This window comes from Saccharopolyspora sp. CA-218241 (genome assembly GCF_050954615.1).
Classification (GTDB): domain Bacteria; phylum Actinomycetota; class Actinomycetes; order Mycobacteriales; family Pseudonocardiaceae; genus Saccharopolyspora; species Saccharopolyspora cebuensis.
In genome coordinates, this window is the sequence record NZ_CP191860.1 from 473,008 (window position 1) to 484,689 (window position 11,682).

Annotated in this window: 10 protein-coding genes and 1 riboswitch; of the genes, 7 read left to right on the top strand and 3 right to left on the bottom strand. The window is 74.2% G+C overall.

Annotation, left to right across the window (positions count from 1 at the left end; genetic code table 11):
- Positions 1-16 precede the first annotated feature (16 nt).
- The 4 genes from ACQP0T_RS02475 to ACQP0T_RS02490 all read left to right on the top strand — a co-directional run bounded on the left by ACQP0T_RS02475 (position 17) and on the right by ACQP0T_RS02490 (position 5,215).
- The gene (locus ACQP0T_RS02475) at positions 17-772 is read left to right on the top strand and encodes a GntR family transcriptional regulator (protein WP_345368176.1); all 756 of its coding nucleotides are present in this window, start codon (positions 17-19) and stop codon (positions 770-772) included.
- Positions 773-1,152: 380 nt separating this feature from the next.
- On the top strand, positions 1,153-2,316 hold the full coding sequence (locus ACQP0T_RS02480; RefSeq protein ID WP_433871106.1) for a GDSL-type esterase/lipase family protein: 1,164 nt from the start codon (positions 1,153-1,155) through the stop codon (positions 2,314-2,316).
- Positions 2,317-2,591: 275 nt separating this feature from the next.
- Positions 2,592-3,716: a hypothetical protein gene (locus ACQP0T_RS02485; RefSeq protein ID WP_433871107.1), complete on the top strand. Its 1,125-nt coding sequence runs from the start codon at positions 2,592-2,594 to the stop codon at positions 3,714-3,716.
- Positions 3,717-4,072: 356 nt separating this feature from the next.
- A complete protein-coding gene (locus ACQP0T_RS02490) occupies positions 4,073-5,215 on the top strand; it encodes a S1 family peptidase (RefSeq protein ID WP_433871108.1) in 1,143 nt (380 codons plus the stop codon).
- A 156-nt stretch (positions 5,216-5,371) separates the two neighbouring features.
- Here ACQP0T_RS02490 and thiE read toward each other — a convergent pair whose 3' ends face one another.
- Entirely contained in the window at positions 5,372-6,040 is a 669-nt protein-coding gene (thiE, locus tag ACQP0T_RS02495; RefSeq protein WP_433871109.1) for a thiamine phosphate synthase, read from the bottom strand.
- 87 nt (positions 6,041-6,127) lie between these two features.
- Positions 6,128-6,229: riboswitch (TPP riboswitch) on the top strand.
- Between thiE and thiO the strand changes: the two genes are divergently transcribed.
- The 3 genes from thiO to ACQP0T_RS02510 all read left to right on the top strand — a co-directional run bounded on the left by thiO (position 6,220) and on the right by ACQP0T_RS02510 (position 8,292).
- On the top strand, positions 6,220-7,344 hold the full coding sequence (gene thiO, locus ACQP0T_RS02500) for a glycine oxidase ThiO (RefSeq protein WP_433871110.1): 1,125 nt from the start codon (positions 6,220-6,222) through the stop codon (positions 7,342-7,344). (Overlaps the previous riboswitch by 10 nt.)
- Positions 7,332-7,532, top strand: coding sequence for a sulfur carrier protein ThiS (gene thiS / locus ACQP0T_RS02505; RefSeq protein ID WP_345368170.1), 201 nt, complete (start codon positions 7,332-7,334; stop codon positions 7,530-7,532). Before thiO ends, thiS begins: the two co-directional genes overlap by 13 nt.
- Before the next feature lies 1 nt (position 7,533).
- Positions 7,534-8,292: a thiazole synthase gene (locus ACQP0T_RS02510; RefSeq protein ID WP_433871111.1), complete on the top strand. Its 759-nt coding sequence runs from the start codon at positions 7,534-7,536 to the stop codon at positions 8,290-8,292.
- A gap of 258 nt (positions 8,293-8,550) precedes the next feature.
- Here ACQP0T_RS02510 and ACQP0T_RS02515 read toward each other — a convergent pair whose 3' ends face one another.
- Complete coding sequence (locus ACQP0T_RS02515; protein ID WP_433871112.1) at positions 8,551-10,536, bottom strand: FUSC family protein; 1,986 nt, start codon at positions 10,534-10,536, stop codon at positions 8,551-8,553.
- A gap of 180 nt (positions 10,537-10,716) precedes the next feature.
- Positions 10,717-11,565, bottom strand: a complete 849-nt coding sequence (thiD, locus tag ACQP0T_RS02520) for a bifunctional hydroxymethylpyrimidine kinase/phosphomethylpyrimidine kinase (protein WP_433871113.1) — start codon at positions 11,563-11,565, stop codon at positions 10,717-10,719.
- Positions 11,566-11,682 lie beyond the last annotated feature (117 nt).

An 11,682-nucleotide genomic window follows, 5' to 3' on the forward strand; every position in this document is an offset into this window, starting at 1 on the left:
GGCAGGAGGAGGAACGATGCTCGACACCCCGGCGACCGGTGGCGCGGACACCCCGGTGCGCGCGCAACGCGAACCGAAGTACTGGGGGCTCAAGCAGCACCTGCTCGACATGCTGCGGTCGCTGCCCCCCGGCTCGCCCATCCCGACCGAGCGCTCGCTGGCCGCCGAGTTCGACGTCTCCCGCACCACCGTGCGCCAAGCTCTCGCCGAGCTGACCGTCGAGGGCAGGCTGCTGCGGGTGCAGGGCAAGGGCACCTTCGCCGCCAAGCCCAAGGTCGCCCAGCGGCTCCAGCTCACCGGCTACACCGAGGACATGCGGGCCCAGGGCAGGCAGCCCGCCTCCCGGCTGCTGGAGGTCGTCGAGGAAGCGGCCGACCGCGAACTCGCGCTCCTGCTGGGCACCAAGCCCGGCGCCGCCGTGCTGCGGCTGCGCCGGTTGCGGCTGGCCGACGGCGAACCGATGGCGATCGAGACCACCCACCTCGCCCTCAGCCGGTTCCGCGGCCTCACCGCCCGCCTCGAATCCGGCGGCTCGCTGTACCAGGTGCTCCGCGACCACTACGGGCTCGAACTCGGGCACGCCGAGGAGACCATCGAAACCGCGCTCGCCAGCCCCGAGGAGGCCGAACTGCTCGGCTCCGAGGTCGGGCTGCCGATGCTGCTGCTGTCCCGGCACTCCTTCGACACCGAGGCGAATCCGGTGGAGTGGGTGCGGTCGATCTACCGAGGGGACAGGTACAAATTCGTAGCCACGCTGAATCCGCCTGCGTAGCTGGTGTTGTGGAGCGGTGCAGGTGGCGGAACCTCAGCGGGCTTCTCGTCGGGAAGAGGTGTGGTGGTCGCGTTGGTGCGGTGCGGGTGGCGGAACCTCAGCGGCCTTCTCGCTCCGGGCGCCCTTCCTCATGTACCAAACGCGTACACAGCGTCAGGGCGTCCTCGCGAGAAGGCCGCTGGGAACCCGCGGCGGTGCGAGTTGCTCAGGTGGGGTAGTGCGGAAGCGGCTGACGCCGCTTGTCTGACGGTGGTGCCGATCGGCGCGTGCGTGGCCTGACGGGGGTCGGGGTTGGCGCGGGTGTTGCTTCGCCGCTGGCTGATCGTGGGTGGTGGAAATCGGGTGGTGGGGTGGCGGGGCCGGTTGACAGGGTGGGTGGTGTGAACGACTCCTGGACCACCACGCCCGTCACCGCCGACCTGCTGCGCGGTGCGCTCGAACTCGAACGGACCGAGCACGGGGTGCTGCCGCACCGGCTGCCCGCCTGGGCCCGCGCGCAGTGCCCCGGCGGGCAGCTCGACCTCCCGGAGGCCCAGCCCTCCGGGGTGCGGCTGGCGCTGCGCACCCGGGCCACGGCCATCGAGCTGGACACCCTGCGCACCGTGGTCGTCTACGAGGGCGCCCCGCGCCGTCCGGAGGGCGTGTACGACCTGCTCGTGGACGGCGAACTCGCCGACCAGGCCCACGTGACCGGCGGCAACGAGCTGGTCCTGGACATGGCCAGCGGTACCGCCGCCGAGACCCGGCCCGGCCCGGTCGGCACCGTCCGGTTCACCGGCCTGCCGGACCGCGTCAAGGACGTGGAGATCTGGTTGCCGCAGCACGAGATCACCGAGGTGGTCGGCCTGCGCACCGACGCCCCGGTGGAGCCCGCGCGCGCGGACCGCCGGGTGTGGCTGCACCACGGCAGCTCGATCAGCCACGGCTCCAACGCGGCCAGCCCCAGCACGACCTGGCCCGGCCGGGCCGCCACCCTCGGCGGTGTCGACCTGATCAACCTGGGGTTCGGCGGGAACGCGTTGCTCGACCCGTTCACCGCCCGCGCGATGCGGGACACCCCCGCCGACCTGATCAGCGTCAAGATCGGGATCAACCTGGTCGGCGGCGACCTGATGCGGCTGCGCGCCTTCACCCCGGCGGTGCACGGCTTCCTGGACACGATCCGCGAGGGGCATCCCACCGCGCCGCTGCTGGTCGTCTCGCCGACCCTGTGCCCGATCCACGAGGACACCCCCGGGCCCGGCGCCTTCGACCTCGACGCCCTGAGCGCCGGCGAGCTGCGGTTCCGGGCCACCGGGGATCCCGCGGAGGTCGCCGCCGGGAAGCTCACCCTGAACGTGATCCGGGACGAGCTCGCCCGGATCGTCCGGCAGCGGGCGGCCGACGACCCGAACCTGCACCACCTCGACGGCCGGGAGCTCTACGGCGAGGCCGACCACGCCGAGCTGCCGCTGCCCGACGCGCTCCACCCGGACGCCGCCGCGCACCGACGCATCGGGGAGCGCTTCGCCGAGCTCGCCTTCGCCGGACCGTTCGCCGGCTGAGCGGTCGCCGCTTGAGGCGCCGTTGATCGACGAGGGCGCGGCGCGTCGCTCTCCGGGGTGCCTCGCCGGGCTGGTCACGCCCGGCGAGGCGGCTCGCGGCGGGCGCCCGCGCGCCGCCGCACCGGTGCCCGCCGAAAGCTGGCTTTAAGCCTCTCACCAGGCGTTACAGGTCGTGGGGATGCTCACGATGGCCCCGTTCCGGGGAGAAATCGCGCCTTCCGGCCCGTTGGTACGGGTGGGAGAGAGGGGCGAGATGCGTGGGAGCCAGCGCGAACATGCCTGAGGACAACAGCGGTCGGCCGTCGGGTGATCGACGGCGCGCGGACGCGGTGCGGACCCGGATGCAACCCGTGGTGCCGCGGGTCGACCACGGCCACGACGAGCGGACCCGGGCCGATCGCGACCGGGACGCCCCCGGCGACCTGCGCGACCGGGACCTGCGCGACCGGGACGAGGACGGCGGCAAGGACGAGAAGGACGACAAGAAGTCCGCGATCAACACCGCCCAGGTCGCGGGTGGTGCGCTGGCCTCGGTCACCGCCGCCTTCCTCGGCTCGCAGCTCGGGGTCGCGGGCACCGTCGTCGGCGCCGCCCTGACCAGCGTGGTGATCACCGTCGGCGGCACGCTCTACCAGCGGTCGCTGGAGAACGCCAGGGACAAGGCCAAGACGGCGGCGGCCAAGGCCGCGGTGGCGCGCGGCAAGCGCGGGACCGCGCTGCACCACGCGAAGGTCAAGGGCCAGGCGGCGGCGATCGAGCAGGCGCGCGAGGACCGGCCGGAGCCGCCCGCCGCCGCGCCGCAGTCACCGCCGGACCCCGACCGGACCAAGCGCATCGCGCTCACCCCGGGGCTCCAGTGGCCCGGCGGCGAGCGGGTCGTCGACGACGGCACCGAGCGCATCGCGGAACCGACCCGGGTGGTCGCCCCGGTCGGCGGCGAGCAGGCCACCGAGGTCGTCGCGCCGCCGAAGCGGCGCACCAAGCAGCGCTGGACGATGGTGGCCGCCACGTCGGCGCTGGTGTTCGCGATCGGGATGATCGTGGTGACCGGGTTCGAGGGGGTGACCGGCCGCACGCTCTCCGGCGGCACCGGCACCACGATCGGCCAGGTCGTCCGGCCCGGACCGCCGCCACCACCGGAACCCGTCGAGCCGGTGGTGCCCGAGACCACCACCGAGGAGACCGGGACCGACGAGCCGGAACCGAGCGGCGAGACCAGCACCCAGGAGCCCACCCGCACCGGGGAGCCGTCCGCGCCCTCGGAGACCCCGCAGGAGCCGACCCCCACCCAGCAGCCGAGCTCGACGCCGACGCAGGAGCAGACCCCGACCCAGCCGCAGGACGAGCCGTCGGCCGGTCTCGACGGGCAGGGCGAGCTGATCCCCCGCACCGGCGAGTGACCTCCGGCCACCCCGCTGCGCCATCCGGGTGGTGTTGATCCAGGTGAGGGGCACCCTTGCCCAAGTTACTCGGGCAAGGGTGCCCCTCACGCAGCTCTCGAACGGGTGGATGGCGCGGGACCTCGGGCGTGCGTGGTCGCGGCTCCCCGTGGTGGGCGCGGGGTGGATCGAGGGCTCGTGCGTCCGGCTGGAGCAGTGCGTTCCTGCGGAAGGTGCCGTCCGCTGCGGTGAAAACCACTGCAGCGGGCGGCATTTCGCGTGGTCTGCGGCAAAAGACGGATGTGTGCGGGCTGTCCCGTCCGAATACTGGTTCGCCGACGGGGGATGAGATCCATCTCACAAAGAGGGAGCAGCAGATGAGACGCACGCTCGCGGCCCGGATCGCCGGGTCCGTGGTGCTGGCAGCGGGGACGGTCATCGCCACCACGATGCCCGCCACCGCCACCACGACTGACGCGCCGACGCCCACCACGGCCGACGCGCCCGCGGTCACCATGCTCGACGCCATGCAGCGGGACCTCGGTCTCGACCGGCAGCAGGCGCAGACCCGGATCGACCAGGAGGCCGTCGCCAACCGCGCCAACGAGGTGTTGCGCGAGGCGCTCGGCGCGGACTTCGGCGGATCGCACTTCGACGCCCAGCGGGGCAAGCTCGTCGTCGGCGTCACCGACGCCGCCCAGTTCGACGTGGTCCGCGACGCGGGCGCCGCGGCACGCCTGGTCGACCACACCGTCGCCGACCTCGGTGCCGTCGTCGACGGGCTCAACGCCGACAGCGGTCAGGCTCCCGCCTCCGTCACCGGCTGGTACGCCGACACCACGGCGAACACCGTGGTGCTGACCACCAAGCCGGGCACCGCGGCCGAGGCCGAGCGGTTCGTCGAGGCGGCCGAGGTCGACGGCACCGCGGTCGACGTCGTCGAATCCGAGGAGGCGCCCCGGGCGCTGGCCGACGTGATCGGCGGCAACGCCTACTACATCGGCGGTGGCGGCCGGTGCTCGATCGGCTTCTCGGTGCAGGGCGGCTTCGTCACCGCCGGGCACTGCGGTTCGGTCGGCTCCTCCACCTCCCAGCCGAGCGGCACCTTCGCCGGGTCCTCTTTCCCCGGCAACGACTACGCCTTCGTCCGCACCAGCGCCGGGGAGACCCCGCGTCCGCTGGTGAACAACTACCGCGGTGGCACCGTCGGCGTCTCCGGTTCCACCGAGTCGGCCGTGGGCTCGTCGATCTGCCGCTCCGGTTCCACCACCGGCTGGCACTGCGGCACGGTCGAGGCCAAGAACCAGACCGTGCGCTACCCGCAGGGCACCGTCTACGGCCTGACCCGCACCAACGTCTGCGCCGAGCCGGGCGACTCCGGCGGCTCCTGGCTGACCGGCAGCCAGGCCCAGGGCGTCACCTCCGGTGGCTCCGGCAACTGCACCTGGGGCGGCACCACCTACTTCCAGCCCGTCAACGAGATCCTCAACGCCTACGGCCTGCGACTGCTCACCCAGTGATCGCACCGGGCGGGCCCGGTATCCGTCCGGGCCCGCCACCCGGGTGATCTCCTCCGAGTGAGGGGCACCCTGTACCACGTCACCGGGTACAGGGTGCCCCTCACTCATCTCCCGAACAGGTGACACCCGCGGCGTTGGGCCGGGCGAGTCGTGCGCTCAGGGCAGGCGGGAGCGGAGGTGCTGGGCCGCCGCGCGGGGGTCCTCGGCCTCGGTGATCGCGCGCACCACCACGACCCGCTTCGCCCCGGCGATCACCACGTCGTCGACGGTGGACGCGTCGATGCCGCCGATGGCGAACCAGGGGCGGCCGTGACCGCGGTGCCCCGCGGTGTGGCGGACCAGGTCGAGGCCCGCGGCGGGGCGCCCGGGCTTGGTCGGCGTGGTCCACACCGGCCCGGTGCAGAAGTAGTCCACGCCCGGCTCGGTGGCGGCGGAATCGGCCTGCACCACGTCGTGCGTGGACCGGCCGATCGCCACGTGCTCGCCGAGCACCCGGCGGGCCAGCTCCACCGGGATGTCGTCCTGCCCGAGGTGCAGCACGTCGGCGTCGGCGGCGAGCGCCACGTCGGCCCGGTCGTTGACCGCCAGCAGCGCGCCGTGCCTGCGGCAGGCGTCGGCCAGCACCTCCAGCGCGGCGAGCTCCTGCCGGGCCTCCAGCGGCGCGCCGTCGGTCTTGTCGCGGAGCTGGATGATGTCGACTCCGCCGTCCAGCGCGGCGTCGGCGAACTCGGCGAGATCACCGCGTTCGGTGCGGGCATCGGTGCACAGGTACAACGCGGCTTCGTCGAGGCGGGCGCGAATGCCGTGGCCGTCCAATCCGGGCATGCGCCCGAGGGTAGCTCCTGGCGGTCCCGGTCCGGACCGCCTCGACCGCCGCGGCTCACACCATCCGGTGAACCCGGTACGGTGGTGGGTGGTGAGCACGGGAGCCCGACCGGGCTGAGAGGGGGCAGCGCCCCGACCGTCGAACCTGATCCGGGTCATGCCGGCGCAGGGAGCGTGGAGTGGCTGAGCAGCGCAGCGAGCGGATCGCCGTCGTGGGCGGCGGCGTCATCGGGCTGTCCGTCGCGTGGCGGCTGGCCGCCGACGGCCACCGCATCCGGTTGATCGATCCCGCACCGGCCTCGGGCGCGTCGCACGTGGCGGGCGGGATGCTCGCCCCGCTGGCCGAGGCGTGGCCCGGCGAGGAAGGCCTGCTCGACCTCGGTTCGGCCTCGCTGGCCCGCTGGCCCGACTTCGCCGACGACCTCGCCGCCGCCGCCCGGCTGCCCTCCGGGCTCCGCCGCGAAGGCACCCTGGTGGTGGGCGTGGACAGCGCCGACCGCGCCGAGCTCGGCGCCCTCGCCGACTACCTCGCGGGCCTCGGCCGGGGCGTGACCGCGCTGACCGGTCGCGAGGCCCGGCGCCTGGAACCCGCCCTCGGACCCTCGGTGCGCGCCGCGCTGGAGGTGCCCGGCGACCTCGCCGTGGACAACCGCGCGACGCTGCGCGCGCTGCACGCCGCCGCCTCCGCCGCCGGGGTCGAGTTCCTCGCCGCGCGGGCCGAGGAGGTGCGCGCCGGTCAGGTGGTGCTCGCCGGGTCCACCGTGGACTGCGACGCGGTGGTGCTGGCCGCGGGCGCGCACTCCGCCGAGCTGCACCCGCTGCTGCGCGGTCGGCTCCGCCCCGTGAAGGGCGAGATCCTGCGGCTGCGGGCCCGGCCCGGTGCACTGCCGCCGCCGCGCCGCACCGTGCGCGGACCGGTCCGGGGCAGGCAGACCTACCTGGTGCCGCGCGACGACGGACTGGTGCTCGGCGCCACCCAGCAGGAGGTCGGCTTCGACACCCGGGTCACCGTCGGCGGCGTCCGCGATCTCATCGCCGACGCCGAACGCCTGGTCCCGGCGCTGGCCGAGTACGAGCTCGCCGAGGCCGTCGCCGGACTGCGCCCCGGCACCGAGGACAACCTGCCGATGATCGGCGAGCTCGAACCGGGGCTGGTCGTGGCCACCGGGCACCACCGGGGCGGCTTCCTGCTGGCCCCGATCACCGCCGACGCGGTGGTCGCGCTGCTGCGCGGCGCGGACCCACCGCCGCAGGCACGAGCCGCCGACCTGCGTCGACCGGGAGGTATCCCATGCACGTCGTGATCAACGGGCAGCAGCGCGCGATCGCCGAGGGCGGCACCCTCGCCGACGCGCTGGCGGACTACGGGGTGGCCGACAAGGGCGTCGCCGTCGCCCTCGACGGGGCGGTGGTGCCGCGCGCCACCTGGCCGGCGACCGAGCTGCGCCCCGGCGCCGTGATCGAAGTCCTCACCGCTGTGCAAGGAGGCTGACATGGACGATCCGCTGGTGATCGCCGGGCGCGAGTTCGGCTCGCGGCTGATCACGGGGACCGGAGGGGCGACCAACCTGTCGGTGCTGGAGCGCGCGCTGATCGCCTCCGGCACCGAGCTGACCACCGTCGCGATGCGCCGCGCCGACGCCGCGGGCGGCCCCGGGGTGCTGGACCTGCTCGGCAGGCTCGGCATCGAACCGCTGCCGAACACGGCGGGCTGCCGCACCGCGGCCGAGGCGGTGCTCACCGCCCGGCTCGCCCGCGAAGCCCTCGGCACGAGCTGGGTCAAGCTGGAGGTCGTCGCCGACGAGGACACCTTGCTGCCGGACCCGGTGGAGCTCCTCGACGGCGCCGAGCAGCTCGTCGACGACGGCTTCACCGTCCTGGCCTACACCAACGACGACCCGGTGCTGGCCCGCAAGCTGGAGGACACCGGCTGCGCGGCCGTCATGCCGCTGGGCTCGCCGATCGGCACCGGCCTGGGCATCCGCAATCCGCACAACATCGAGATGATCGTGGCCCGCGCCGGGGTGCCGATCGTCCTCGACGCGGGCATCGGCACCGCCTCCGACGCCGCCCTGGCGATGGAGCTCGGCTGCGACGCGGTGCTGTTGGCCACCGCCGTCACCCGCGCCCAGGACCCGGAGCGGATGGCCGCCGCGATGCGCGCCGCGGTCGACGCGGGCCGCCTGGCCCGGGGCGCGGGCCGCATCCCGCAGCGCTTCTGGGCCCAGGCCTCCAGCCCCGACCCGGACTGACGGCCCGGCCATCCAGCCCGGCCACCACGCCCGGGGGATCGACGCCAGGTGAGGGGCACCCTGTACCCAGTGACTTGGTACAGGGTGCCCCTCACTCAGTTCCCAACCGGGTGAGCGCTTCGCGGGGGTCGGAACCGGCGCTCACGTTCGGGTGAAGTCGAAGTAGGTGAGGGGCACCCTTGTCCGAGTTACTTGGGCAAGGGTGCCCCTCACTCATGTCACGGGCGGGTGAGCGTGCGCCGCTTCGGGGTGGTGCGGTCAGCGGATGTGGAGGCGTTCGGTGCGGACGAAGGAGATCGTGTAGCTCTTCCACGGGTTGTCGTAGCCCAGGGTGCGGTCGATGGCCGCGCGGGCGTGGAGGGCGTTCTCGATCAGCGAGCTGGCCAGCAGCTCGGTCGCCGGGGCGCTGCCCGCCGGGACGTCCGGGACGGTCGCGGTGGCCTTGCCCGCCAGCATGTCGTCCACCGCGCGCAGCGCGGGCACCGCCACCGCCCGCTCCGCCTCGGGGCGGAAGGCGAGGGTGGCGACGTCCTGGCGCAGCGCGTCGAGGGCGATGGCCGCCGAGCGGGTGGCGCGGTCGTCGTCGGTCTCCTCGCCGGTGCCGTCCAGCAGCGCGGGCATCCCGAGCAGGTCCTGGGTGCGGCGCAGCGCGAGCACGTGCGCCGACTGCAACGCGGCGCGCAGGTCCACGCCGCGCCCGGCGGCGCGCACGCTGCGCAGCAGCTCCGACACCGACCACACCGTCGAGCGCACCGATCCGCGCACGTCCGGCAGGATGCTGCTGGGCAGCACCAGGTACGACACGTACCCGACGATCAGCGCGACCGCCGCGCCCACGGCGGTGTTGGCCGCGAAGCTGATCGCCACGTTCACCAGGTCGCGGTCCAGCTTCATCGCCTGGTCCACGACGGTCACCACGATCAGGCAGCCGAGCAGCGCCGTGGAATCGGTGCGCAGCCGCTCCATGTTCATCAGCATCCCGCCGATGACCAGCGGCACCAGCAGGAACGCCCCCGGCACGGTGGTGATCACCAGCGCCAGCAGCACCACGCCGAGCACCGCGCCGCCGGTGCGCTCCAGCGCGCCGGTCATGCTGTCCCGCGCCGCCGGTTGCAGCACCACGTACAGCGCGAGCAGCAGGCTCGACGCCGACGGGTCGTCGATCAGCAGCACGACCACCATGCCGACCGACACCGCGAGGGTGCAGCGCAAGGCGTGCCGGAACAGCGAGGAGCGCAGCGACAGGTGCGCCCGGACCGCCCCGAGCACCCGTTCCTTCCGGGCGCCCGGGGCGGGCGGGGTCGCCGCGGTGTCGTCGCGCCGCACCACCGCCGCGCGGATCCGGTCCAGGCCCTCGTTGACGCCCTGGAGCGCGGCGGGCAGGTCCTGCCTGCCGCCGCGGGCGAGCACCGCCTGCGCCGGATCGCGGCGGGCCTGCGGCGGCAGCCCGGTGCAGGCGCGGGAGCGGACCGCGGTGGCCAGTTCGGCGGCGACCGCGTCGGCCTCGGCCACGATCGCGCGCAACCGCTCCGCCTCGGTCCGGTCGCTCTGCTGGGCTTGGGCGAGCAGCGTCTCCCGCGCTGCGCGGAACCGGGACGCCCCGGCCAGCACCTGGCCGAGCCAGGTGCTCGACCCGTCGGCCCGCCACGCCGAGGCGGCCAGCTCGACCACGCCCGGCCCCGGTTCCAGCAGCGTCCGCGCCACCGCCACCCGGGTGGCCCGGGTCGGGTCGCTGAGCCCGACGAGGACCCGCAGGACCAGGGCGAACGCGGCGCCGCCTCCGGCCGCGGCGAACAGCATCCAGGCGGGCTGGTCGCCGCCGACGCCGGTGGTCGTGGCGACGATGGTCGCGGCGGCGAAGGTCTGCCCGCCGATCCGGTAGTACTCGCCGAGCGCGGGCAGCATCCCGGTGCCGAAGACGACGGCCGCCACCAGCAGCCCGGCCAGCACCGGGATGCCCGAGGCCAGCGGACCGATCGCCATCACCAGCACCAGCGCGGGGGTGAACCAGGCGAACCGGTGCAGGTCGGAGCGCAGCGACTGGCCGCCGGAGGCGACCAGGGCGAACACGGCGGTGAGCCCGGCCAACAGCGCCGGGGTGTGCAGGTCGAACAGCCAGCCGATCGCCGTGCCCGCGACCACGGCCACGAGGACGAGCACCGCGAACTGGCGCTGCCTCGGATCGGGCGCACCGGCCTCGGTCGCCATCCGCTGGCGGACCTTGGTCATCACCGATGTAGCCACGCTGTCGCTAACCCCTGTCGTCGTCGGGCGCGCAGCTCTCCCAGAATCGTGCGTTGGCGTGAGCATCGCTCGGAGGGCATACGCGCTTCTCATCCTCCCTGTCGCCGCGCCACGCCCGCCCGGTTACAGGTCGGCGAGGAAAATCACTCGGACAGCCGGTGATGTCGCCGCAGCGCACGGTCAGATCGAACGCGGGCTGATCCGCCAGAACGTCGACACCGGACCGATCCCGGCGCCCAGCGGGTAGGCGTGCTCCACGCTGCGGGTGACGAACCGCTTGCCCATCCGCACCGCCTCCGGCATCGCGGCGCCCTTGGCCAGCGCGGCGGTGATGGCGGAGGCGAACACGTCACCGGCGCCGTGGGTGTGCGCGGTGGCGTAGCGCGGGGCGGACAGCGGGACCGCCTCGGTGCCGTCGAAGAGCAGGTCCACGCACTCGGGGTCGTCCGGCAGGTGGCCGCTCTTGATCAGCACCCAGCGCGGGCCGAAGTCGTGGACGGCCTTCGCCGCGTCCAGCAGGTCCGAGCGGGTGCGGGCGTCGATGCCGGTCAGCAGCCGCACCTCGTCGAGGTTCGGCGTGACCAGGGTGGCGCGCGGGAAGGCCTCGTGGCGCAGCGCGTCGAGCGCGTCGGCGCGCAGCAGCGGCTCCCCGCTGCGGGAGGCCGCGACCGGATCGACGACGAACGGCGTCGGTCCACCGCCGCCGATGCCGTGCCGGTCGCACGCCTCCAGCACTGCCTCGATGGTTGCCGCCGAGGCCAGCACGCCGGTCTTCGCCGCGCCCACGCCGATGTCGCCGGCCACCGCGTCGATCTGCGCCGCGACGGTCTCCGGCGGGATCTCCACCAGACCGCTCACGCCGACCGTGTTCTGCACGGTGACCGCCGTGACGGCCGTCATGCCGTGCACCCCGCAGGAGAAGAAGGTGCGCAGGTCGGCGTGCATGCCCGCGCTGCCGCCCGAGTCCGACCCGGCGATGGTCAGCGCGGTCGGCGGGGCGGGGTCGTCGGCGGGTCCGGTCGGGTGCATCGGGTCCATGTTAGGACTGCTTCCACCAATGGCGTGCGTGGCGGTGGCGGAACCTCACCGCATGCGGCTCCGCCGCAAACCCCTCGGTGCCCGGGGTGGATCGAGGTGGGCGCCCGC

Bases quoted from the DNA above. Each gene is read 5' to 3' on its own strand.
- ACQP0T_RS02475 (WP_345368176.1), top strand. From the start codon at position 17: ATGCTCGACACCCCGGCGACCGGTGGCGCGGACACCCCGGTGCGCGCG.
- thiS (WP_345368170.1), top strand. From the start codon at position 7,332: ATGCACGTCGTGATCAACGGGCAGCAGCGCGCGATCGCCGAGGGCGGC.
- ACQP0T_RS02490 (WP_433871108.1), top strand. From the start codon at position 4,073: ATGAGACGCACGCTCGCGGCCCGGATCGCCGGGTCCGTGGTGCTGGCA.
- thiD (WP_433871113.1), bottom strand. From the start codon at position 11,565: ATGCACCCGACCGGACCCGCCGACGACCCCGCCCCGCCGACCGCGCTG.
- thiE (WP_433871109.1), bottom strand. From the start codon at position 6,040: ATGCCCGGATTGGACGGCCACGGCATTCGCGCCCGCCTCGACGAAGCC.
- ACQP0T_RS02510 (WP_433871111.1), top strand. From the start codon at position 7,534: ATGGACGATCCGCTGGTGATCGCCGGGCGCGAGTTCGGCTCGCGGCTG.
- ACQP0T_RS02485 (WP_433871107.1), top strand. From the start codon at position 2,592: ATGCCTGAGGACAACAGCGGTCGGCCGTCGGGTGATCGACGGCGCGCG.